This window comes from Streptomyces sp. NPDC055103 (genome assembly GCF_053607625.1).
The window spans coordinates 1-22,464 of the sequence record NZ_JBSGTX010000065.1 but is presented as its reverse complement, the minus strand read 5'-3'; the positions used below and the strand labels follow the sequence as shown (position 1 = coordinate 22,464).

Here is a 22,464-nt window from a genome sequence, read left to right as displayed (position 1 = left end):
GTCACGCGGTCACGCGCCACGCGGTCACGCGCCACGCGGTCACGTGCCATGCGGTCACGCGTCATGCGGGCGCCGCCACCGGTGCGGGCGCGGCGCCGGCGGAGCCTCGGCGCATGCCTTCCGCCTCGTCGTAGAGGGCCTCGACGATGATCTCCAGGCCCTCGATCAGGCTGCTGTCCGCGACGGTCAGCGGCGGCAGGATCTTGACCACCTCGCTGTCCCGGCCGCAGGTCTCCACGATCAGCCCGCGCTCGAAGCAGCGCCGGGAGATCTTCGTGCCCGCGATGCCCGACGCGCTCAGATCGATGCCGAGGATCAGACCGCGGCCGCGCACGGTCGCGGAGAACCGCGAGACCACCTCGCGCCGGAGGAAGTCGACGACCAGCTCGCCCTTGCGGCGCACCTCGGCGGCGAACGCGGGGTCCGCGCCGTCCGCCCAGTGGGCGCGAACGGCCTCCGCGGCCGCGACGAACGCGAGCTGGTTGCCGCGGAAGGTGCCGCTGTGCTGGCCCGGCTTCCACACGTCGTACTCGGGCTTGATCAGCAGCAGGGCCATGGGCAGGCCGTAACCGCTGATCGACTTGGAGAGGGTGATCAGGTCCGGGGTGACGCCGGCCCGTTCGAAGGAGAAGAACGTGCCGGTGCGGCCGCATCCGACCTGGATGTCGTCGACGATCAGGAGCACCCGGTGGGCGTCGCACCAGGCCCGCAGGCCGGTGAGGAACGCGTCCGGGGCGACGTACACCCCGCCTTCGCACTGGACGGTCTCAAGCAGCACCGCGGCCGGCATCTCCATGCCGGAGCTGGAGTCGCGCACCAGCCGGTCGAGGAGGTCGAGGCTGTCGAACGGCCCCATCGGGGAGTCCGGGTAGGGGACGTGAGTCACGCCGGTGAGGGTGGGGCGCAGGCCCTGCTTGTAGAAGTCGGCGCCGACCGCCGCGAGCGCGCCGGTGCTCATGCCGTGGAAGCCGCCGCCGAAGGCGATGACGTTCGTGCGGCCGGTGACCAGCCGGGCGACCTTCAGCGCGGCCTCGACCGCGTTGGTGCCCGACGGGCTGCAGAACTGCACCTTGTGGTCGAGGCCACGCGGCCGGAGCACCCGCTCGCCGAAGACCTCCAGGAAGTCCTGCTTGGCGGTGGTGGCCAGGTCGAGAGCGTGGGCGAGCCCGTCGCGCTCCAGGTAGTCGATGAGGGCGCGCTTGGCGAAGCGGGGGTTGTGGCCGTAGTTGAGGGCGCCCGCGCCGGCGAGGAAGTCGAGGTAGCGGGTCCCGTCGGTGCTCACCAGGAACTCCTGGTGAGCGCTCTCGAAGGTGGCGGGGAAGGACCGCACGTACGAACGGACCGCCGATTCACGGTCGTCGAACAGGGCGGCCGGGCCGGGACCTTGGGTGGTCATGGTTGCCTTTCTTGCCTTTCTCGCGGTCGGCTCGGTGTCGGTCACGGCTGCCGTCCGGAGGCCGGTGCGACGGGTGTGACGGGTGCGGCAGGGGCGTCCGACGCGTCCGGCACGGGCAGGTCCTGGCCGATGTACGGGGAGTGGGCGACGGTGTTGTGCGGGCCGTCGCCGAGCCGGACCCCGTTGACGACGACCTCGCGCCGCGCGGCGAGGCCGAGTCGGTGTGCCTCCGGGGCCGTGTCCGCGGTGACGATGAACATGCCGACGGCGTCGAGCTGGTCGGCTCGCCCGCTGAGCCGCTCCCCGGGGGCCTTGGTCGCCCGGGCGGCGATGCTGCCCTCGGGGAACTCGATGGTGCGGAACTCGGTGGTGCCCGGCGGGGGCATCACCACCATCTCGACGGCGTACCGGGGCGGCCGCCGGGTGAAGCCCAGATCCGGTGCCGTGCCGCAGCCGATGTCGACGAGGACCTCGGCGTAGTCGAGCCCGTACGCCTCTCCGATGGACACCGGGGAGGCGAAGCCGGCGGGGCGCGGGTTGAAGTCGATGAGTTCGGCCGTGCCGTCCTCGGCGACCATGAACTCCAGGTGTGTGCCGCCGTGGTGGAAGCCGAGACAGGCGTGGACCTCCCGGGACAGGGCGACGATCCGCGCCTGGTGCGGGTGGTGGTAGGGGGTCTGCATGCCCTGCTCGACCACCGGGTCAGAGGCCAGCACGTACCGGCCGGTCAGGGTCACGAAGCCGACCTCGCCGCGGTGCACCACGGACTCGACCGACAGGAGTTCGCCCGCGGCCTTCTCCTCCAGGACGAAGCCGCCGTGTGCCCGGATGTAGTCGCGCATCAGCGGGTTGACGACGTCGGCGGTCCGGACCCGTTCGGCGAGCGCGTGCAGTTCGGTGGTCGACTCGACCTCGAAGCAGAGTGCGCTGCCGGTGCCGTTGGCCGGCTTGAGCACGGCCGGTCCGTCGAAGCGCCAGCTGTCCCACGTCAGGGCCTCGTCGAGCGGGACGCCGCGCAGGGCGGAGAGCCCGGCGTCGTAGAGCGCCGTGCGGACCCGGGTCTTGTCGAGGATGCCGAGGAGCGTGTCCGGGTCCGTGGTCGGCAGTCCGGCGAGCTGCCGCAGCGCCGCCTGGTGCGGCAGGGACGGTTCGAGCATGCTGTGCGTGCCGACGACCTCGTACCGGCTCGCCACGTCCTTCAGTACGCCGTCGAGGGTGGCGGCGTCGGACCAGGAGGCGACGGTGACGACCTCGTCGACGAGTCCCGGTTCCACGGTGAACGGGCCGGTGGCGCAGAGCGGATTGTGGTTGAGGGCGACGATGTCGAAGCCCCGGGCCTTCGCCGCCCGCGCGGTGTAGAGCATGGCGTTCATCAGCTCGAAGAGGACGAACGCTTTTCTGCGTGGCATGGGTGTTCTCATTTCCTGGCGTCGGCGTGCGGGGCGCGGACGGCGTCGGCGCGTGGGGCCGCGAGGGCGGGGGCGAGGTCCTGGGCCGGGCTCGGGATCGGTTCGGCCCCGATGTCGGTGCGGTAGCGCATGCCGGGGAATCCGACGTGCGCGATCCGGCTGTAGGCCCGCTCGCGTGCCCCGTCGAGGGTGTGGCCGGCGCCGACGACATGGAGCACCCGGCCGCCGGTGCTCCGTGGCGTGCCGGCGGCGTCGCGGCGGACGTTGGCGCAGAACACCAGGGTGTCGTCGGCGACGTGGCCGCCCGTGCCGCAGGTGGAGTCGTACGGCACCAGGCCGTGGACGGGCTGTCCGGTGGCGAAGGGGCCGAACGGCCAGCCGACCAGGGCGTCCGGGTCCGCCGGGTCCAGGCAGCCCTGCACCAGCGCGACCGAGCACCGGGCGAGACCGTCGGCGTCCAGCCGCTGCCGGCCGAGGTCGCGGGCGAGCACGGCCCGGCACAGGGCCAGGAAGTCGCTGCGGACACCGGGCAGGACGACCTGGGCCTCGGAGTCCCCGAACCGCGCGTTGATCTCGATGACGACCGGGCCCCGGGCGGTCAGCATGGCCCCGATGTAGACGAAGCCGGTGAAGTCGAGGCCGTCCGCGGCGAGTCCGCGCAGCAGCGGGTCGACGAGCGTGCGGCGCAACTCCTCGCGCAGAGCGGGGGTGTCGTCCGGGTGGGGCGCGATGGAGCCCATGCCGTCGCAGTTCTTGCCCGCGTCGGCCTCCAGGGTCCGCTTGTAGTCCATCGCGGTGGGGAAGAGGAGTGCGCTGTCGCCGTCGAGGAGGGCGAACACCGAGATCTCCCGGCCGGTGAGGCGCTCCTCGACGACCAGCCGCAGCACGTCACCCGGTGCGGCGGCGGCCTCGGCGGCGAACCGGTCGACGGCCGCCACCGCCTCGGCGGCCGTGTCGCAGACCACCGAGCCGTCACCGTCCGGTGTGAGCCCGTCCGTCTTGACGACGACCCGGTACGGGACGGAGGCCAGGAACTCCTTCGCCTTCGCGGCGTCGGTGAACACCTCGAACTCGGCGACCGGGATGCCGTGGTCGCGGCAGAACTCCTTGCCGCGGGCCTTGCTGGACTCCAGGGCAGCCGCGGCGGCCGTGGGTCCGATCACCCGGTGACCGGCCCGCCGCAGCTCCTCCACGTACCCCTGCGAGAGGGCGTCGATGTTCGAGACGAAGACCAGCTCGACGGGGTGCTCGGCCAGGAAGTCGAGGGCGGTGGCCGGTTCGGTCAGGCTGACGGAGCCCGCCGGGACGATGCGCGGGTGGTCGATCGCGTCGCAGCCGGGGCCGTAGTAGACGGTCACGTCCGCGTTGGTGCGGGTGAACAGCTCGCAGATCGCGTGGCCGCGTCCGGTGCCGTCCACCACGAGGACCTTGTCGGTTGCTGAGGTCACGGGGTCACCCCGCCCTGGTCGCGGCGATCGGCGCGGAGGGCGCGGCGGTCGTCCAGTCGCTGACGCTGTTCCCGACGTACACATGGGTGAGCAGGCCGCCCCACGCCTCGAAGTAGCGGTCGGCGTTCCCGGTCGCCAGGTCCTCGTTCCGGATCCAGGAGGAGTTCGCCCAGTCGACCTTCGGACGTACGTGGTGCAGGTCGTGCTGCACGGTGTCGCCGACCAGGACCCACATCCGGTAGGGCGCGTACAGCAGCACCATCCGCAGCCACCAGCCGGTCCAGGCGCCCCAGCGTCCGAGGGCGCCGGCGCCGGTGGTGTCCGGGACGGGTGTGCCGCAGAACCGGCCGAAGGTGAGCTGGTCGCGCTGGGCCTTGGTGAGCCGCTCGGCGTTGTCGTGGAGCCACCAGCGGTGCTCGCTGAGCGTGTAGAGCAGCGTCTGGTTCTGGAAGAAGAAGGTGGCGGGCAGGAACCAGAACAGCAGCCACTGCAGCCACCAGCCGGTCAGCGCCAGGAAGGCGACGGTGCCGGCGAGGTACGCGTACGCCATGGCCATCCGGTAGAGCGGGGACCGGCTGAGGAAGTTGCCGCGGATCCTGCTGGAGAGGAAGCCCCAGTGGTGGCTCGGGGAGAACACGGCCTTCAGCAGGTAGCGACGGAAGTCCCGCCGGGTCATGCCCGGCCTCGCCCCGGTGCTCTGCAGGTACACCGTGTCGCCGTCCTTGAGGGAGCAGGGGAAGGCGTGGTGGGTGAGGTGTTCCTGGCGGTTGCCGTCGTACGGCGGGCGCCAGAGCAGGGTGGTGACGATCTCGCTGACGACCCGGTTGCCGCCGGTGGAGGCGGTGAACATGCGGTGCAGCGTCTGGTGCACCACGACGACGTCCAGGCGGCGCATGCCGCCGGCGATGGTCGGCCAGGACAGCAGGACCAGCGGGGCCAGCAGGTACCAGGGCCGGGTGAGTCCGTACGCGCCGAGGGCGATGCCCGCGGCGGTCTGGACGACGCCGGCGATCAGGGCGAGCGTGGGGCGCCAGCGCACCCGCAGTTCGTCGCCGGCGAGCGGGACACCGGTCAGCCAGGTCAGGAAGGGCTGCAGGAAGCGCGGCAGGCCGCGCATCGTCTCTCTGGGGCGCATCGACGGCTCCTCGGCGGGTGGCCGGAGCGGCTCAGCCGACACTTCGGGGGTCCCGGACGCCGCCGAAGAGGGTGTCGTTGGTCTCGTGCGTCATGGGCCTGGTCAGGTCGTCCGTACTGGCCAGGGTCATGTTGACGATGGTGCGCCGACCCTCGCCGCGGATCGGGTGGACGCGGTGCATCGTGGTGTTCGTCTTCACGACGTACGCGTCGCCCGGCTCCAGGGCGTAGGAGCGCACCTGGCTGCTGATGAGGGCGCCGTAGACGTCCGGGTTCTCCTTGTCCCAGGAGGTGTGGGGGACGGCCTGGACGAATCCGCCCTCGGTGTAGTGCGGTGCCTCCAGGACGAGGATGATCCCGTAGGTGAAGTCGTCCCAGTGCCAGCCGTGGGTGTCGCCCGACTTTCCGAGCCGGCTGATGACGTAGTGCTCGCCCGCGTAGGGGCAGGAATGCACCTGCTCGCCCACGACGTCGCCGACGAATTCGATGAGTCGGGGAGAGAAGTAGAACGCGTCGATCAGCGGACCTTCGTCCTTGATCACCGGCTGCCCGACCGTGGTCATGCTGCGGGGCGTGTTGTCGGTGATTTCGAAGACGAGATCATGGCTGACGCCGTAGCGGTCCATTATGGCGCAGGCCTCGTCCTTGATCGGCCCGAAGAGCTCCGGCGGGCAGAGCTGTCGGAGCGGGACGATGTGCTCCGTGTCGAACTGCTTGCGCAGTGCGGCCATCCGGTCGGTGTCGAAGGCCTCCGCGAAATGGCGGGCGAGCAGCCCGTCCACTTCGGGTGCCGTGACGCGCGACGTGCTTCCCTCGGCGTTCATCTCAGTCCCCTGTTGGTGTAATGAGAGTGGGTGCGGGTGTACGTGCGGTGCGGGTACGAATTCGTGCGGTGCGGGTGGCGCTTACGGAGGTCAGACGGTTTCGGCGTCGGAGGACCGGCGGAATTCCAGGGCGTGCACCGTGAACCGCTCGCCCTCGAAGTCGGCACTGCCGAGAGCGCGCTGTGCTTCGAGGAGACCGAGCATCGTCTCTTTGTGCTCGGCATATGCCAGCAGCGGAATGTCCATCTCGCACACTTCGAGGGCGCGCCACTCGTAGCCGCGCCGCTCCAGTTCCGTGATCGTGCGCGGCACGTCGGCCAGCGAGGAATGCGCCATGATCATGCGGCCGCCGGGCGCGAGGAGATCGTCGACACGGGCCACGACCGCGTCGTACAGCGCGCGGCCGTTCCGACCGGCGACCAGGGCCGTTTCGAGGCCGTTGTCGGTGGCGTAGCTGGGGTCGTACGGCAGGTGCGGCGGGTTCGTGACCACGAGGTCGAACTTCCGGGCCGGCGTGTACGTGGCGAGGTCGGCGGTGACGCAGGACAGCCGGCCGACGTCGAGGCCGTTGCGCTCGACGTTGGCCGTGGTCTCGGCCTCCGAGGCCCCGTTGATGTCCAGCGCGGTCACGTGCGCGGCGCCGGCGGCGAGCAGCGCGACCGTGTACAGGCCGGATCCGCAGCCGAGGTCGAGCGCGTGGACGCCCTGGAGGTCCAGGCTGTGCTCGCCGTCGAGGGCGGCCACCAGACTCAGCCCGCAGTCGGTGGGGAACAGCACCTCCGTCGGGTCCGTGACCTCGATCCGCAGCTGCCTGCCGCGGAACTCGAAGATTCCGTACGACGGCCGGGCGGCCCACAGGGAACCGTTTCCGCCACTCGGGAGGACACGCTTCCGGGTGAGCACGTTCGTGGGGGCATGGGTCATCTCAGCCGTAGACCTTTCGAATCTGTACAGGCAGCCGGACGGAAAGGCGCCGTCGTCCACGGCACGCTTCCGGGCAGGGAAGGGAGAATTACCGGATCAGGGCGCGTGAATACGGCACCAGGACAGAGAAACACCCTGGTTTGACGCATGGGTATTTCACGGACCAGGACGCGCGGAAACATCCCGGAACACACGGAAACATCCCAGGGCACACGGACAACGGCCCGGAAAAGGAGAAGTCGCCTACGGGGGCGACTGTCAGAAGACCGCCGGCTGGTTCACGTCACAAGCCGCTGCGGAGCGGCGGGGACCAGCGGGGTACAGGTGGGGGGAGAATGAGCGAAGAGGGCAGGGGATCGAGACGACCACATGCCCACCCTCTTTCGGGTGTTGACACAACGTACTGCCTCCGACTGGCGGGTGAACCGTATTCGCAACCTGCGAGGAGGGGTGTTCCTCCGCAGGGTGTGGAGCAGCATTTCGAGGAGCTGCCGAGCATGGTGTGCTCGGCATCGCACAAGCTAATGATCGAAATCGGGGTCCGTCAACCTCCGTGACCTCGCAATTTTCCTACTCAGGAGTTGCGTTAGTAGGGGAATCAACAATTCCGGCCACGCGCCCGCCCCCCTACCCCGTCAAGCCCGGTCATTTCGGACCCCCCTCTTGACCGACAAACGGACGGTACGCCCCACGAACACTTGCCGGTGCATGCGTCTAAACCTCAGAACGAGATCGGAATTCAGCCATTCACGCGCACCACCCACGCCCGCGCGCCGGAGCGGTCCCAGCGGGCGCCGCAGGCGCTCGACGGCCCGGCGGGCCACCTCTCAGTGCGCCCCCGGAAGCCGTGCCGGCTCCCACGGACAGCCACAAATATGCGTCTACGTTCCGGACAGGCCGGATCAAAAGCGAACATTCCATGAACAGGCGGTAGGGGCGCCTTCCAGGGCTCGCGCGCTCATATGGTGAATAGATGGCTACCACTGCAATAGACGCGTCCCCGGACGTGCGCCCCCCGAGACGGAGGCGCGCACCCCCCACCTGGCCTGCCTCCTGATCGACCGGGAGGAGGCGCAGCGGCTGGCGGCCACGCTCAAGGCCATCGCCGACCCCACCCGGCTGCAGATACTGCGACTGATCGAGCGCTCGCCCGAGGGCGAGGCGTGCGTGTGCGACCTGACCGAGTGCCTGGGCCTGCGCCAGCCGACGGTCAGCCACCATCTGAAGATCATGACCGAGGCCGGGCTGCTGAAGCGTGAACGTCGTGGCACCTGGGCCTGGTTCTCCGTGGACCACGAGGGCCTGCGCCGCGTCCGGGACATCCTGGACCCCGCGACCGCCTGATCGTCCCTTCGGGATACCGAACCGGCCTCCGCCCGCCGTTGCGGGCCGGAGGCCGGATTTCGTTCCGCGCCTGGTCGGTTACTCGGAGAGGAAGCTCTCCGGTTCCCGTACGAGGGCGGCCCTGGGCTCGGCTTCCCGTACAAGGGCGGCCCTGGGCTCGGCGCCGGTTCAGACCGTGGTCGCGGCCAGGGCTGCCGTCTTGTCGGCCAGGGCAGCGAGGTAGCGCTCGGCGTCGAGCCCCGCCGCCGCGCCGGTGCCGGCGGCCGTGATGGCCTGGCGGTAGGTGTGGTCGACGACGTCGCCGGCGGCGAAGACGCCGGGCAGGTTCGTCCGGGTGGAGGGGGCCTCCACCGTGATGTAGCCCTCGTCGTCCAGGTCGATCTGGCCGGTGAAGAGCTCGGTGCGCGGGTCGTGGCCGATGGCGATGAACAGACCGGTGGCCGCCAGGTCTCGCGTCTTGCCGGTGAAGGTGTCGCGCAGGACGACGCCGCCGAGCATGCCGTTCTCCGCCTTGATCTCCGCGATCTCGCTGTCGAAGGCGAAGGAGATCTTGTCGTCCGCGAAGGCCCGGTTCTGCATGGTCTTGGAGGCCCGCAGGGTCGAGCGCCGGTGGACGACGGTGACGGACCTGACGAACCGGGTGAGGAAGGTGGCCTCCTCCATGGCGGTGTCGCCGCCGCCGACCACGACGATGTCGCGGTCACGGAAGAAGAACCCGTCGCACGTCGCGCACCAGGACACGCCCCGGCCGGACAACTCGTCCTCGTTCGGCAGGCCGAGCTTGCGGTAGCCGGATCCGGTCGTGATGATCACGGCCTTCGCCCGGTGGACGGTGCCCTCGGAGTCGGTGACTTCCTTGACCTCGCCGGTCAGATCGACGGAGACGATGTCGTCGTCGATCATCTCGGCGCCGAAGCGCTCGGCCTGGGCCCGCATGTTCTCCATGAGGAGCGACCCGTCGACTCCCTCGGGAAAGCCGGGGAAGTTCTCGACCTCGGTCGTCGTGGTCAGCGAGCCGCCCACGAAGATCGAGCTGCCGAAGAGCAGCGGCTTGAGCTGCGCGCGGGCGGTGTATCCGGCGGGACCGGATCCGATGATGATGACGTTCCGGACCTCGGACGCCTCAGGAGCCGCGTTCACGCCTTGGGCTCCGGAGGCGGGACCGGATCCGATGATGATGACGTTCCGGACCTCGGACGCCTCAGGAGCCGCGTTCACGCCTTGGGCTCCGGAGCGATCTCCTCGATCAGGCCCTCGACGAGCTTCTTGATCTCGTCGCGGATCGGGCGCACGGCCTCGACGCCCTGACCGGCCGGGTCCTCCAGCGTCCAGTCGAGGTAGCGCTTGCCCGGGAAGACCGGGCAGGTGTCGCCGCAGCCCATGGTGATGCACACGTCGGACGCCTTGACCGCGTCGACCGTGAGGATCTTGGGAGTCTCGGCGGTGATGTCGATGCCGACCTCGCGCATCGCCTCGACGGCGGCCGGGTTGACCCGGTCGGCGGGGGCGGAACCGGCGGAGCGGACCTCGACGCGGTCCCCGGCCAGGCGCGACAGCCACGCGGCGGCCATCTGGGAACGGCCGGCGTTGTGGACACAGACGAACAGGACGGAGGGCTTCTCGGACACGGCAGGTCTCTCTTGTCTCGCGACGAAGTCAGGCGCGCCTGAAATCAGCGCCCGATGGTGTCATCCACCACTGATGTGAGAGTATCAGTACATGATGACGTCAGTCGACACTGAACTGATCCGGGTGCTGGGCGATCCCCTGCGCCTGCGGATCGTGACCCTGCTCGCCCGCGAGATGCTCTGCACCACCCACCTCGTCGAGGAGACCGGTGCCAAGCAGACCAACCTCTCCAACCACCTGAGAGTGCTGCGTGAGGCCGGGGTCGTCGAGACCGAACCGTGCGGACGCTTCACGTACTACAAGCTCCGCCCGGACGTCATCGCCTCCGTTGCCGGCCAGTTCGCCGACCTGGCCGAGTCCGCCCGTACCGCTGCCGAGAACAAGAGGGCCTGTCCGTGACCCCCACCCAAGCGCCCGCCCCGACCGAGGAGCCCTCGGTCGTAGCGAAGCTTTCGACGCTTGACCGTTTTCTCGCCGTCTGGATCCTCCTGGCCATGGGCCTCGGACTGGGTCTGGGCCGGCTGATCCCGGGCCTTAACGACGCGCTCGCCAAGGTCGAGATCGGCGGCATCTCCCTGCCCATCGCCGTGGGCCTGTTGATCATGATGTACCCGGTCCTCGCCAAGGTCCGGTACGACAAGCTCGACGCCGTCACCGGCGACAAGAAGCTCATGATCTCGTCGCTGGTCATCAACTGGGTCCTCGGCCCGGCGCTCATGTTCGCCCTCGCCTGGATCTTCCTGCCCGACCTGCCCGAGTACCGCACCGGCCTGATCATCGTCGGCCTGGCCCGCTGCATCGCCATGGTCATCATCTGGAACGACCTCGCCTGCGGCGACCGCGAGGCGGCGGCGGTCCTGGTCGCCCTGAACTCGGTCTTCCAGGTGATCGCGTTCGGCCTGCTGGGCTGGTTCTACCTCGACATCCTCCCGGGCTGGCTGGGCCTGGGCGAGGGCGAGACCCTCGACATCTCCATGTGGAAGATCGCGCTCAACGTCGTCATCTTCCTCGGCATCCCGCTCGTCGCCGGCTTCCTCACCCGCCGCATCGGCGAGAAGAAGATGGGCCGCGAGTCGTACGAGCAGAAGTTCCTGCCCAAGATCGGTCCGTGGGCGCTGTACGGCCTGCTCTTCACGATCGTCATCCTCTTCGCCCTCCAGGGCAAGACCATCACCTCTCAGCCCCTCGACGTCGCCCGGATCGCGCTCCCGCTGCTCGTCTACTTCGCGGTGATGTGGTTCGGCACGTTCCTGCTCGGCAAGACCATCGGCCTGAACTACGACCGGACGGCCACGCTGGCCTTCACGGCGGCCGGCAACAACTTCGAGCTCGCCATCGCCGTCGCGATCGCCACTTTCGGCGTGACGTCCGGCCAGGCGCTGTCCGGAGTCGTCGGCCCGCTGATCGAGGTTCCCGTCCTCGTGGCGCTGGTGTACGTCTCGCTGGCCTGGCGGAAGAAGTTCGCGGCCTCTGCGATCACCACCCCCCAGGGGAAGTAGTCGTCGCACGGCATCATCACGGCTGCGCCGCTGCTCGCAGCGGGGCAGCCGCGTCTGAAGGGAACACCAGGGAATGAGCAGGCACCACGACGTGGTCGTCATCGGCGGCGGTCAGGCCGGACTCGCGGCCGGCTACCACCTGCGCCGCCTCGGCCTGGACTTCGTCGTCCTCGACGCCCAGGACACGCCGGGCGGCGCCTGGCAGCACACCTGGGACTCCCTGCACCTCTTCTCGCCCGCCGCCTTCTCCTCCCTGCCGGGCCGGATCATGCCGCCGCAGCCCGGGGAGACATACCCCGGCGCGGCCCACGTCGTCGACTACCTCACCGACTACGAGCAGCGCTACGACCTCCCGGTCGTCCGCCCCGTCCGGGTCGAAGCGGTCCATCGCGACGGCGACCACCTGCGGGTGGAGAGCCCCGCCGGGGACTGGAGCGCCCGTGCCGTCATCAGCGCAACCGGCACCTGGTGGCGGCCGTTCCTGCCCGCTGTCCCCGGCCGTACGGAGTTCAAGGGCACCCAGCTCCACACGGTCGAGTACCGCAGGCCCGCCGACCTCGCCGGACAGCGGGTGATCGTCGTCGGCGGCGGGAACTCCGGCGCCCAGATCGCCGCCGACCTCGCGTACGACACCGACCTCACCTGGGTCACCCAGCGCCCGGCCCGGTTCCTCGCCGACGACATCGACGGCCGCGCCCTCTTCGACCACGCCACGGCCCGCCGCCGCGCCCTCGACGAGGGCCGTACGGACACCGGAGGCGTCGCGTCGCTGGGCGACATCGTCGCCGTCCCGCCCGTACGCGAGGCCCGGGACGCCGGGCTCCTGAAGGCGCAGCAGATGTTCGCGCGCCTCACCCGTACCGGCGTCGAGTGGGCCGACGGCACCCGCGCAGAGGCCGACGCGATCGTCTGGTGCACCGGCTTCCGCCCCGCCCTCTCGCACCTCGCGCCGCTCGGCCTGCGGGGCCCGCGCGGTCACATCCCCACGGCGGGTACCCAGTCCCTTCGGGAGCCTCGCCTCCACCTGCTCGGTTACGGCGACTGGACCGGCCCGGCCTCCGCCACCCTCATCGGCGTCGGCCGTCCGGCCCGCGACGCCGCCCGGGCGATCGTGGAACTCCTCGACCTGCGCTGACATGCCGAAGCCGGCCCCGGGGCGGGGCCGGCTTCGGTGGCCCGCTCCTTCCTGGCTCCCTCACAGGGCGTCCCGGTACGGATCCGTGAGTCAGGACAGCGCGCTGACGACCTCGCGCACCTGCGTCGCGACGGACTCGGGCAGCGGCGCGTAGTGGATGGCGTGCAGCTCCTCCTGGCCCTCCCGGCTGGCGGTGTAGGCGAGGAAGGACTTCAGCGCCGGCAGGCTGACGGGGTCGTTGCCGGTGTCGCACACGATCTCGTACGTCACAAGGACGATGGGGTACGCCCCTTCTGCGGAAGTCTTGTAGTCGAACTTCAGGCTCAGGTCCTTGCCTTCGCCCACCACTTCCGCGGTGGCGATGCCCTTCGAGGCCGTCTCCGTGGTCGGGGCGACCGGTTCGGCGGCGCCCGTGGCGATGTGGACGGTCTCGATCTTCCGCTTCACCGCGAACGACAGCTCGAAGTAGCCGATGGAGCCGTCGGTCTGTGTCACGTCGGTAGCTACCGCATCCGAGCCGTTGGCCGAATGACCGCCCCTCGCCTGCCACTTCTTGTCGGCCGGGTACGGCCAGCGGTCACCGGCCGCGCCCTTGAGGTAAGCGTTCAGGTTCTGGGTCGTGCCGGAGTCGTCCGCACGGTGCACGGGGACGATGGGCAGCTCCGGAAGCCTGACGCCCGGGTTGAGCTTCTGGATCGCCGGGTGGTTCCACTTCGTGATCCGGCTGTCGAAGACACGGGCGAGCGTCGGAGCGTCCAGGACGAGGCCGGTCACACCGGGGAGGTTGTAGCCGATGGCGACGGGGCCGCCGACCATGGGCAGGTCGATCGCCTGCCCGCCCGAACACATCTCCTGCGAGATCTTGCGGTCCTCTTCGGCCAGCGCCTGGTCCGTGCCCCCGAACGTCGTGGCACCGCGCTGGAACTGGGCCACCCCGGCGCCCGATCCGAGCGGGTTGTAGACGAGCTGCACTCCTCCGCACGCGCGCTGGTACTGCCGCATCCACCGCTTCATCGCGTTCTGCTGCGCGGTGGAACCGGAGCCGCGCACCTGGCCGGTGGTGGGGCAGTCGATGTCGGGGACCGGTTCTTCCGAGACCGGCTTCGCGCCGCCGTCCGCGTCGCTTCCGCCACACGCGCCGAGCACCAGCACGCCTGCTGCCACGGCGGCCATCGCCTTCCACTGCCTGGTTCGTCCTGAAAGCCGGAGCTGCACCTTGGTCCCCCTGGGGCATACGGATGAACGGGCGAGGACCGTGCCGACGCCCCGCCGCATAGATGTTCACCGATATTCGGGAGGGCGGGGTGGCCCCCAGGCGAACAGCAGGCATCGTCCGGGCGACATCGCGGTGATCATGACAGGCTGCCCGCCGGGCCGCGGAGTCTGACGGCTCCGGCGGCCGCCCGCTCGCGCTGTCAGCGAGGCCCGGGGGTCTCCAGCAGTACGGCCATGGCGGCGACCACGGACGGCTCCACCCGGTAGTAGACCCACGTGCCGCGCCGCTCCGAAGCCAGCAGGCCGGCCTCGCGCAGCTTCTTCAGGTGGTGGGAGACAGTGGGCTGCGAGACCCCCACGTCAGCGATGTCGCAGACGCACGCCTCTCCGGCCGGGTGTGAGGCGACCTTCGAGAACAGCCGCAGCCGCACCGGATCGGAGAGCGCCTTGAACATCACGGCCATCTTCTCCGCGTCCGCCTGCGAGAGCTCCGCCGAGGTGAGCGGCGGGCAGCACGGAGCGACCTGCTCGGCCTGGACGACAGGAAGCTCAACCCATGAATTCGACATACGTCTATGTTGACAGTCGTCGATGCAAGTGGCAAGCTCCAGCCACAGAAGGACATCGACAAGCATCAAAACAGGGGGTTCCGTCGTGATCACCAGCCTGCGCAGCGCTCTCCACGCCGCCCGCACCCGCCGCGCCGTCCGACAGATCGCCGACATCAGCTTCCGTGACGGCCGCACCGACGTCTGTGACAGCACCTGCCGCGCCGAGGCTCACCGCCGGCGCGTACAGACCTCGGTGCTGAGCTTCGGCCCCCACTGAGCCGACTCGCTCCACCCCTACCGCCCTGCCACCACCCCGCGTTGAGGAGAACACCCGTCATGTCCGAGCAGCAGCTTCCCGTCGTCGTCATCGGTGCCGGCCCGGCCGGCCTCGCCGCCGCCGCCCACCTCACCGAGCGCGGCATCGAGCCGCTCGTCCTGGAAGCGGGACCCGCCGCCGGCAGCGCGGTCCGTGAGTGGGGCCACGTGCGGCTGTTCTCCACCTGGTCCGAGGTCGTCGACCCCGCCGCAGAGAAGCTCCTCGCGCCCACCGGCTGGGTGAAGCCTGACGGCGCGACGTACCCGTCCGGCGCGGACTGGGCCGAGAAGTACCTCCAGCCGCTCGCCGACGTCCTCGGCGACAAGGTCCGCTACGGCGCCACCGTCACCGGAGTCTCCCGCGCCGGCCGCGACCGCATCGTCGACGCCGACCGTGAGGCCCAGCCCTTCACGGTGCAGATCCAGCTGACCGACGGCTCCGAGCAGCGGCTCCTCGCCCGAGCGGTCATCGACGCCTCCGGCACCTGGGCCACCCCGAGCCCGATCGGCGGCAACGGCCTCCCGGCCCTCGGCGAGAAGGCGGCCTCCGCCCGTATCTCGTACCGCATCCCGGACCTCAAGAACCCTGCCGTACGAGCCCGTTACGCCGGGAAGCGCACCGCCGTCATCGGCTCCGGCGCCTCCGCCTTCACCGCCCTCGCCACGCTCGCCGACCTCGCGAAGTCCGACGACGGCACCGGCACCCATGCCGTCTGGATCCTGCGCCGTGGCATCTCCGGCTCCACCTTCGGCGGCGGCACCGCCGACCAGCTCCCCGCCCGAGGCGCCCTCGGACTCGCCGCCAAGGCCGCCGTCGACGAAGGCCACGCCGACGCCGTCACCGGCTTCCGTACGGACACGATCGAGCGCGACGGCGACAAGCTCGTCCTCGTCGGTGACGACGGCCGACGCCTCGACCCGGTCGACGAGGTCATCGTCCTCACCGGACTGCGCCCCGACCTCTCCTTCCTCTCCGAGCTCCGTCTCGGCCTCGACGAGCGCCTCCAGGCCCCCACCGAGCTCGCCCCGCTCATCGACCCGAACCAGCACTCCTGCGGCACGGTCTACCCGCACGGCGTCAACGAGCTCTCCCACCCGGAGAAGGACGTCTTCCTCGTGGGCATGAAGTCCTACGGCCGCGCCCCGACGTTCCTCGCCATGACCGGTTACGAGCAGGTCCGCTCCATCGCCGCCGCCCTCGCCGGCGACCAGGAAGCCGCCGAGCGCGTCGAACTCACCCTGCCCGAGACGGGCGTCTGCGGCGGCGCCGGCCTCTTCGACGAGCCCGAGGCGAACCCGGCCGACGGCGGCGGCTGCTGCGCCGCCCCCGCCACCCTCACCATCGGCATCGGAACCCCCGCCACCTCCGGCGGCTGCTGACCACCGTGCCCGACACCCAGGCCGACGTGGCCGCGACCGGAACGGGGGACCGGTCGCGGCCACGCGGCGTACTCCCCGCGCTCTGCGCCACCCAGATCACCAGCTGGGGAATCGTCTACCACGCCTTCCCCGTCCTGCTCTCCCGCATCACCGCCGACACCGGCTGGTCCACCAGCGCCGCGACGGCCGCCTTCTCCCTCGCCCTGCTCGTCTCGGCCGTCGCGGGCATTCCGATCGGCAGAACGCTGGACCGGCGAGGTCCCCATCTCGTCATGACCGGCGGCTCGGTCCTCGCCGTCCTGGCCGTCCTCGCCATGGCCGCGGCACCGAACCTCCCCGTGTTCTTCGCCGCCTGGACAGCGGCCGGCGTCGCCATGGCCGCCACCTTCTACCAGCCCGCATTCGCCGCCCTCACCCTCCCCCACACTCCGTCCGGGGGGACCCCCAGTGGGGCACCGGCCGCATCCGCGCCCTGACCATCGTCACCCTCGCCGGCGGTCTCGCGAGCACGGTCTTCGCCCCGCTCACCGCCGTCCTCGCCGAACACCTCGACTGGCGCGCCACGTACGCCGTCCTCGCCGTGATCCTCGCCGCCGTCACGATCCCGGCCCACGCCCTCGCCCTGCGCGCGCCCTGGCCCCCGGCACCACCCGCTCCCCCGGCCACGGGCGACGGCACCCCGATCGCCCGCAGCCGTCCCTTCGTCCTCCTGGCCGTCGCCTTCACCCTCTCCGGCTTCGCCATGTACGCGGTCGTCATCGGCCTCGTCCCCCTCCTCCAGGAACGCGGCGCGAGCACCACGGCCGCGGCCTGGGCTCTCGGACTCGGCGGCGCCGGCCAGACCCTCGGCCGCACCCTCTACGCCGGCCTCGCCTCCCGGACATCGGTCACCACGCGCACCGCCACGCTGATCGCCCTCGGCGGAGCGACCACAGCCGCGCTGGCCCTCGTCCCCGGACCGATCCCGCTCCTCGTCCTGCTCGCGGTCCTCGCCGGAGTCGTCCGCGGCAACCTCACCCTCCTCCAGGCCACCGCCGTCACCGACCGCTGGGGCACCACCCACTACGGCCGCCTCTCCGCCCTCCTCGGCGCCCCCGCCCACCTCGCCGCCGCCCTCGCCCCCTGGGCCGGCGCCGCCCTGGCGGGCCCGCTCGGCGGATACGGTGGCCTGTTCGGCGTACTTGCCGGGCTCTCCGTCATCGCGGTGTGCGTGACGCTGGCGGCACATGTAAGGCCAGGACCGCAGTAGTTGCCGGGCCGAGAACATCGGTGACGGCGTTCGACTGGACTGCGGGTGGGCGTATCCGAGGAGTTCACGCCCGGTATCACCTCATCGGGATGCCCTCGGCGACAATGCCGACAAGGGCTCAGAAATTCGCCGTCCTGTGGGGCGTGTCACACGCGCCTCACCTGCGAAAACGCCGAAGGGCCGGACACGATTGCCAAGCATCGGCCGCCCGCGCAACAGCCAGGCCCTCCGATGCGAGTGGTTACGCCGCGTAGCCTGCGCAAGTGACCTCTCCCGCCACTCGGCGGGGGTGCACCCGACGATCGCCGGATGGACCGGTGAGCGCCCGGGCTTTCAAGCTTGTGGCATGGACCACCGTGCCTGCGAGGAGAAGCCCGAAACCGGCCGTCGGCCCCCAGCCGAAACATGGAGTCTCAACAACGCCAGCTCGCCCCGGGGGGGGCGAGGCCTGGGGTTCTTCGTCATGGCGGTGGTGGCGAGCGGCCTCTGTCTGACTGCCGTAGGCCCTGATCTCCGCGATGCCGTTGTGCGCCTGCTTGCCGCGACGGCCGCCGACCTGGCTCGCTGAGCCGACCCCCGAGGCCCCTGTGCGGGCTGATGCCGTACGCCGCCGACGAGGTGCGCGGCCGACCACGTAGGAAGGGAATCCTGTGAACACCGCATCCGCCCCGGAGGCGACGGGTGCCGAGTCCCTGCGCGTCCGCGAGACGCTCAAGGCGCTGCACGGGTACGTCCGCCCGCACCGGTGGGCTGTCGTACTCGGTCTGCTGCTGGCGCTGGTGGGAGCGGCCGGCGGGCTGCTGCAGCCGCTGGCCACAAAGGCGCTGGTCGACCGGCTCTCGTCCGGCGACACGCTCGCCGCCATTCTGCTGGCCCTGACCGTGCTGGTGCTGCTGAGCACGGTGGCCGAGGCGTTCGGCGCCTACGTCCTGGAGCGGACGGCGGAGTCGGTGGTCCTGGCCGCCCGCCGCAGCCTCATCGGCCGCCTGCTGCGGCTGCGGCTCTCGGCCGTGGACCGGATGGAGCCGGGCGATCTGATGTCCCGGGTCACCTCCGACACCACGCTGCTGCGGGCCGTCAGCACGCAGGCGGTGGTCAATGCCGCGACCGGGGCGCTGACGGTGATCGCGGCGGTCGTGGTGATGGCCTTCCTGGACGCCGTCCTGCTCGGCGTCACCCTCGTCGTGGTCCTGGTCGTCGGCGCGGGCGCCGCCCTGGTGATGCCGAGGATCGGGCAGGCCGCCGAGCGCTCCCAGGCCGCGGTCGGGGAGATGTCCACCGGCCTGGAGCGGGCGTTCGGCGCGTTCCGTACGGTGAAGGCGTCCGGCGCGGAGGAGCGGGAGACCGCTCGCGTCGAGGCGTCGGCCCGGCGGGCGTGGCGGCACGGCGTCCGCGGCGCGAAGTGGGAGGCCCTGCTGGGTACGGCGGACAACCTCGCCGTCGAGCTGGCGTTCCTCGCGGTGCTCGCGGTAGGCGGGGCGCGGGTGGCGTCCGGAGACATCCCTGTCTCCACGCTCATCGCCTTCCTGCTGTACCTGTTCTACCTGATGGAGCCGGTGTACAAGCTGGTCGAGGCCGCCTCCGCGTACCAGGAGGGCGCGGCCGCGATCTCCCGGATCAAGGAGGTGGACCGTCTGGCTGCGGAGCCGCCGGCCACGTACAAGCCGGTGCGGACCGAGGTGCGTCCGGCGTCGGTCCGCTTCGAGGACGTGTCCTTCCGCTACGGGTCCGGGCTGCCCGATATCCACCGCCGGGTGGACTTCGAGGTGCCGGGCGCCGGGATGACGGCCTTCGTCGGGCCTTCGGGTGCGGGCAAGTCGACGGTCTTCTCGCTCATCGAGCGGTTCTACGAGACGAGTGGAGGCCGGATCCTGGTCGATGGCGAGGACATACGCGAGTGGCCGCTGTCGGAGCTGCGGTCCGCCATCGGGTACGTCGAGCAGGACGCGCCGGTACTCGCCGGCACGCTGCGGGAGAACCTGGTCTTCAGCGCGCCCGGCGCGACGGACGACGACATCCGCGCAATCCTTGCCCGGACCAGGCTCGACACTCTCGTCGAGCGTCTCCCGCACGGCCTGGACACCTTGGTCGGGCACCGCGGCTCGAAGCTGTCCGGCGGTGAGCGCCAGCGCGTCGCGATCGCCCGCGCGCTGCTGCGCAGGCCCCGGCTGCTGCTCCTGGACGAGGCGACCTCACAGCTCGACGCGGTCAACGAGCTGGCGCTGCGGGACGTCATTGCCGAGACGGCACGCGAGACCACCGTCCTGGTGGTGGCGCACCGCCTGTCCACGGTGACGGACGCGGACCGCATCGTCGTCATGGACGCCGGTACGGTCCGTGCGATCGGTACCCATGAGGAACTGGTGGATAGCGACGAGCTGTACGCACAGCTGGCAGCGACCCAGCTCCTGGTCCCGGCCGAGCGCCCCGCCGTGTGAGTGGAGTGCTCCGCAGGGCTGCCCCCCGCCATGCGGCGGGGGGCAGCCCTGCTGGGTGGCGGAGTGGCGCCGGACAGCCGTCGGGTACCGGCGCACCAGACGGCGCGTGAGGCTGAGGACGGCGCCCGCGTCACCAGGCGGTTCGCTCCTGCACGCTCTGTCCGCCACCTCACCTGGAGTCCCCATGCCCATACTCATGGCCAAGGACCAGCGGGTCCCGCTGAACAGGGCCCGGTCCCACATGCTCAGCGGACCCGGGCTGGCCGGGGAGTCGGGGACGGGGGCGGCGAGCAGGCGGGCGAGGGGCGTCGAGCCGAGGCCGTGGAGCAGGACGCTGCCGAGCACGGTGATGGTCATGGCGTACAGGGCGGTGTCCGCGGAGGGACCGTCGGGGAGATCGTTGTAGCCGCTCTCCACGTTGAGGACGTCGCGGACGCGCGCCGCGATGCGGGTGTCCCGTACGAGGGTCTCGGCCGGGGCGAAGTCGGTGGGGACGATGATGCACGCGATGATCAGGAGGATCACCGCGGGCAGGTCGGGGAGCAGCAGCGTGCCGAGCAGGACGACGGCGGCCAGGCTCAGGGGCAGCGCCACCAGCAGGGTGCGGACGGCCGCGCCGGGATCGTTGCCGAACAGCCGGCCACCCGGCAGTTCCGTGGCGTCGACGAACAGCAGGACCGCCAGGATGACCTCGGCCACGTGCTGGGCGATCTCGGAGTTGAGCGTGACCGCGATCTGGCTGTGCGTGAACACCCCGGTGACGACGCCCGCGAGGACCAGCACCACGGGGGCTCTGACGTGCCCCCGCTCAAGCCCTCGGGCGACGAGCGCCCACCCGGCTGTCACGGCGGTGATCACGATCAGGACGAAGGTCAGGGGGATTCCGGTTCCGGGACGACGACACGTCAAGAGGGGGGCCGGGCTCTGTCGGGTGGAAAGCGCGCCACGCAGGGCTTCGTGAGCGCGGTCGGAGCGCCGCCGTACCCGACCCTAGGATCCGCCGTCCGTGGACGGCGGCGCCGAGGACTGCTGTCCAAGCGGCTCGGGGCCTGTTTCCCTCGTTCGGCGGGGCAGCGGACCCGACGGCCGATCCGAGCGGGCCGCGAAACACCGTCGGAGCCGGGGCGGGCGGACCACGAAGGCCGACCGCCCCGGCCCGGCGTCAACGGACGTACTTCGCCGGCTTGGTGGCGGCGTTGAGCAGCGCCTCCAGCGGTCCGCGGCGGAAGAAGCGGGACCAGACCGCGGCGAACACGATCGCCCCGAGGATGAACGTGAGCACGGGGATCCAGGACGTCTGGGTGCTCTCACCGGCCGATACGGCGAGCATGGACTGGGCGAGGAAGTGGCCGACGTAGGCCGTCAGGGACATGGCGCCCACGGCGATGACGGGTTTCGCCAGGCTGCGCAGGCGCGGCAGGCGGTCCATGAGCACCGTCGCACCGACGACCACGAGGATGGCGACGCCGACGCTGCCGATGATGTCGAAGGTGGTGCCGCTATGCGGCCCGGCGGACAGCAGTTCCGAGGCCGCCCGCCGGGGGGCCTCGAAGGATCCGCTGCCAAACGACGACGCCTTCTCGAACCCGGCGGACGACGACTTCCCGCCCTCCGCCGTGCTGCGCAGCGCGTTCGGGCCCGCCAGCAGCAGCGACAGGCCATACGCGCCCACGGTCAGGGCGGCACCGAGCGCGGCCAGGCGACGCTGGACGGAGACGGCCGACAGGTCCAGGCGGGCCAGCGCCATGCCGGCGACGACGAACGACATCCAGGTGATCGTCGGGTAGAAGCCGGTGAGCAGCAGATCGAGCACGCCGACCTCGCTGATCTTCTTGAGCGGGTCGTAGGCGTCGATGGTCTGCTGGACGGACTCGCTGAGCAGCGAGTTCAGGACGAACGCCAGCTGCGGTGTGACGAGCGCGAGCCCGGCCGCGGTGATCGCCAGTGCCTTGGCCGACAGCCGCAGCAGAGGCAGGGCGAGGAGGAAGTAGACACCGTAGAAGCCGAGGATGATCACTCCCCCGTACTCCATCGCCAGCACGGTGCCCAGAGCGAGCAGGACCACGGCGCGGATCGCGATCCGGGCCTTCGCCTGCCGGCCCGCCAGGCCGGTCTTCGGCTCACGACGGCCGGCGATCAGCATCAGCGAGAACCCGGCGAGGGTGGCGAACAGCACCGACGAGTGCCCGTCGGCCAGATACCGGACCCAGGTGCCGACGCCGTGCGTGGACGAGAGCACCGGGCCGATGTGGACGATGTACATGCCGAACACCGCCAGCGCGCGGGCCAGGTCCACGCCGACCAGGCGCTTCGTCGAGGGGCCGCCCGAAGGTTTCCCGGCGGAGCCGGGCGAGGCTGCGGGCACGGGAGACGGGTTCTTCCGCGGAGCTGACGTCGCCTGCGGCGGCTGTCTCTGTGTCATACGAGGAATCTCCCGGTGCGGTACGGACGCGGACCATCCGGCAGGCTTCGGTGGCCCCCCCCCCGTTACCTTTTTCGTGGCTCCGCAATGGGGCCTCCGGCCTTCGGGTCCGGCATGACTTCCCCCCCTTGTTGTTGATGATCCGGGGGGTG

Annotated in this window: 18 protein-coding genes and 2 pseudogenes; 8 read left to right on the top strand and 12 right to left on the bottom strand. The window is 70.8% G+C overall.

Annotated features, from left to right (window positions below; translation table 11 throughout):
• Window positions 1–61: 61 nt before the first annotated feature.
• The 6 genes from ACWFR1_RS31435 to ACWFR1_RS31410 form a co-directional block, all read right to left on the bottom strand.
• Window positions 62–1,396, bottom strand: a complete 1,335-nt coding sequence (locus tag ACWFR1_RS31435; RefSeq protein WP_453557200.1) for a diaminobutyrate--2-oxoglutarate transaminase — start codon at window positions 1,394–1,396, stop codon at window positions 62–64.
• Window positions 1,397–1,437: 41 nt separating this feature from the next.
• The gene (locus tag ACWFR1_RS31430) at window positions 1,438–2,805 is read right to left on the bottom strand and encodes an ATP-grasp domain-containing protein (RefSeq protein WP_453557198.1); all 1,368 of its coding nucleotides are present in this window, start codon (window positions 2,803–2,805) and stop codon (window positions 1,438–1,440) included.
• Window positions 2,806–2,813: 8 nt separating this feature from the next.
• On the bottom strand, window positions 2,814–4,253 hold the full coding sequence (gene purD / locus ACWFR1_RS31425) for a phosphoribosylamine--glycine ligase (protein ID WP_453557196.1): 1,440 nt from the start codon (window positions 4,251–4,253) through the stop codon (window positions 2,814–2,816).
• Window positions 4,254–4,257: 4 nt separating this feature from the next.
• Window positions 4,258–5,388 (bottom strand): fatty acid desaturase, encoded by a 1,131-nt coding sequence (locus ACWFR1_RS31420; RefSeq protein ID WP_453557194.1) that lies wholly within the window; start codon window positions 5,386–5,388, stop codon window positions 4,258–4,260.
• A 31-nt stretch (window positions 5,389–5,419) separates the two neighbouring features.
• Window positions 5,420–6,211, bottom strand: coding sequence for a HalD/BesD family halogenase (locus ACWFR1_RS31415; protein ID WP_453557192.1), 792 nt, complete (start codon window positions 6,209–6,211; stop codon window positions 5,420–5,422).
• A gap of 90 nt (window positions 6,212–6,301) precedes the next feature.
• Complete coding sequence (locus ACWFR1_RS31410; RefSeq protein ID WP_453557190.1) at window positions 6,302–7,135, bottom strand: methyltransferase; 834 nt, start codon at window positions 7,133–7,135, stop codon at window positions 6,302–6,304.
• Between the two features lie 969 nt (window positions 7,136–8,104).
• Between ACWFR1_RS31410 and ACWFR1_RS31405 the strand changes: the two genes are divergently transcribed.
• Entirely contained in the window at window positions 8,105–8,479 is a 375-nt protein-coding gene (locus tag ACWFR1_RS31405; RefSeq protein ID WP_453557247.1) for an ArsR/SmtB family transcription factor, read from the top strand.
• A 168-nt stretch (window positions 8,480–8,647) separates the two neighbouring features.
• Here ACWFR1_RS31405 and trxB read toward each other — a convergent pair whose 3' ends face one another.
• Together trxB and ACWFR1_RS31395 are read right to left on the bottom strand one after the other, a co-directional pair.
• Window positions 8,648–9,652, bottom strand: coding sequence for a thioredoxin-disulfide reductase (trxB, locus tag ACWFR1_RS31400; RefSeq protein WP_453557245.1), 1,005 nt, complete (start codon window positions 9,650–9,652; stop codon window positions 8,648–8,650).
• Window positions 9,653–9,693: 41 nt separating this feature from the next.
• On the bottom strand, window positions 9,694–10,107 hold the full coding sequence (locus ACWFR1_RS31395; RefSeq protein WP_453557188.1) for an arsenate reductase ArsC: 414 nt from the start codon (window positions 10,105–10,107) through the stop codon (window positions 9,694–9,696).
• 91 nt (window positions 10,108–10,198) lie between these two features.
• On the opposite strand from ACWFR1_RS31395, the gene ACWFR1_RS31390 reads away from it, so the two are divergent.
• From ACWFR1_RS31390 to ACWFR1_RS31380, 3 genes are all read left to right on the top strand, one after another.
• Window positions 10,199–10,507: an ArsR/SmtB family transcription factor gene (locus ACWFR1_RS31390; RefSeq protein ID WP_392324467.1), complete on the top strand. Its 309-nt coding sequence runs from the start codon at window positions 10,199–10,201 to the stop codon at window positions 10,505–10,507.
• On the top strand, window positions 10,504–11,607 hold the full coding sequence (gene arsB, locus ACWFR1_RS31385) for an ACR3 family arsenite efflux transporter (RefSeq protein WP_453557185.1): 1,104 nt from the start codon (window positions 10,504–10,506) through the stop codon (window positions 11,605–11,607). The genes ACWFR1_RS31390 and arsB overlap by 4 nt, the downstream gene beginning before the upstream one ends.
• 73 nt (window positions 11,608–11,680) lie before the next feature.
• Window positions 11,681–12,742, top strand: coding sequence for an ArsO family NAD(P)H-dependent flavin-containing monooxygenase (locus ACWFR1_RS31380; protein ID WP_453557183.1), 1,062 nt, complete (start codon window positions 11,681–11,683; stop codon window positions 12,740–12,742).
• A gap of 90 nt (window positions 12,743–12,832) precedes the next feature.
• Here the strand turns inward: ACWFR1_RS31380 and pstS are convergent, their stop codons facing one another.
• Both pstS and ACWFR1_RS31370 read right to left on the bottom strand, forming a co-directional pair.
• Window positions 12,833–13,915: a phosphate ABC transporter substrate-binding protein PstS gene (gene pstS, locus ACWFR1_RS31375; protein WP_453557181.1), complete on the bottom strand. Its 1,083-nt coding sequence runs from the start codon at window positions 13,913–13,915 to the stop codon at window positions 12,833–12,835.
• Between the two features lie 242 nt (window positions 13,916–14,157).
• On the bottom strand, window positions 14,158–14,526 hold the full coding sequence (locus ACWFR1_RS31370; RefSeq protein ID WP_453557179.1) for an ArsR/SmtB family transcription factor: 369 nt from the start codon (window positions 14,524–14,526) through the stop codon (window positions 14,158–14,160).
• Window positions 14,527–14,611: 85 nt separating this feature from the next.
• On the opposite strand from ACWFR1_RS31370, the gene ACWFR1_RS31365 reads away from it, so the two are divergent.
• From ACWFR1_RS31365 to ACWFR1_RS31350, 4 genes and pseudogenes are all read left to right on the top strand, one after another.
• Window positions 14,612–14,785, top strand: coding sequence for a hypothetical protein (locus ACWFR1_RS31365; RefSeq protein WP_453557177.1), 174 nt, complete (start codon window positions 14,612–14,614; stop codon window positions 14,783–14,785).
• A 59-nt stretch (window positions 14,786–14,844) separates the two neighbouring features.
• Window positions 14,845–16,203 (top strand): FAD-dependent oxidoreductase, encoded by a 1,359-nt coding sequence (locus ACWFR1_RS31360; RefSeq protein ID WP_453557175.1) that lies wholly within the window; start codon window positions 14,845–14,847, stop codon window positions 16,201–16,203.
• Window positions 16,204–16,208: 5 nt separating this feature from the next.
• Window positions 16,209–17,452, top strand: a pseudogene (locus ACWFR1_RS31355) (MFS transporter).
• 650 nt (window positions 17,453–18,102) lie between these two features.
• Entirely contained in the window at window positions 18,103–19,890 is a 1,788-nt protein-coding gene (locus tag ACWFR1_RS31350; protein ID WP_453557173.1) for an ABC transporter ATP-binding protein, read from the top strand.
• A 405-nt stretch (window positions 19,891–20,295) separates the two neighbouring features.
• Here ACWFR1_RS31350 and ACWFR1_RS31345 read toward each other — a convergent pair.
• Together ACWFR1_RS31345 and ACWFR1_RS31340 are read right to left on the bottom strand one after the other, a co-directional pair.
• Window positions 20,296–20,736, bottom strand: a pseudogene (locus tag ACWFR1_RS31345) (cation:proton antiporter domain-containing protein); the annotation flags it as partial.
• A gap of 316 nt (window positions 20,737–21,052) precedes the next feature.
• Window positions 21,053–22,312: a DUF418 domain-containing protein gene (locus ACWFR1_RS31340; RefSeq protein ID WP_453557172.1), complete on the bottom strand. Its 1,260-nt coding sequence runs from the start codon at window positions 22,310–22,312 to the stop codon at window positions 21,053–21,055.
• Window positions 22,313–22,464: the final 152 nt, after the last annotated feature.

What these genes read in the sequence shown, in the direction of transcription:
- ACWFR1_RS31435 (WP_453557200.1), bottom strand. Translation starts at nt 1,396, where the DNA reads ATGACCACCCAAGGTCCCGGCCCGGCCGCCCTGTTCGACGACCGTGAA.
- ACWFR1_RS31430 (WP_453557198.1), bottom strand. Translation starts at nt 2,805, where the DNA reads ATGCCACGCAGAAAAGCGTTCGTCCTCTTCGAGCTGATGAACGCCATG.
- ACWFR1_RS31420 (WP_453557194.1), bottom strand. Translation starts at nt 5,388, where the DNA reads ATGCGCCCCAGAGAGACGATGCGCGGCCTGCCGCGCTTCCTGCAGCCC.
- ACWFR1_RS31415 (WP_453557192.1), bottom strand. Translation starts at nt 6,211, where the DNA reads ATGAACGCCGAGGGAAGCACGTCGCGCGTCACGGCACCCGAAGTGGAC.
- ACWFR1_RS31410 (WP_453557190.1), bottom strand. Translation starts at nt 7,135, where the DNA reads ATGACCCATGCCCCCACGAACGTGCTCACCCGGAAGCGTGTCCTCCCG.
- ACWFR1_RS31390 (WP_392324467.1), top strand. Translation starts at nt 10,199, where the DNA reads ATGATGACGTCAGTCGACACTGAACTGATCCGGGTGCTGGGCGATCCC.
- ACWFR1_RS31380 (WP_453557183.1), top strand. Translation starts at nt 11,681, where the DNA reads ATGAGCAGGCACCACGACGTGGTCGTCATCGGCGGCGGTCAGGCCGGA.
- pstS (WP_453557181.1), bottom strand. Translation starts at nt 13,915, where the DNA reads ATGGCCGCCGTGGCAGCAGGCGTGCTGGTGCTCGGCGCGTGTGGCGGA.
- ACWFR1_RS31370 (WP_453557179.1), bottom strand. Translation starts at nt 14,526, where the DNA reads ATGTCGAATTCATGGGTTGAGCTTCCTGTCGTCCAGGCCGAGCAGGTC.
- ACWFR1_RS31360 (WP_453557175.1), top strand. Translation starts at nt 14,845, where the DNA reads ATGTCCGAGCAGCAGCTTCCCGTCGTCGTCATCGGTGCCGGCCCGGCC.
- ACWFR1_RS31340 (WP_453557172.1), bottom strand. Translation starts at nt 22,312, where the DNA reads ATGACACAGAGACAGCCGCCGCAGGCGACGTCAGCTCCGCGGAAGAAC.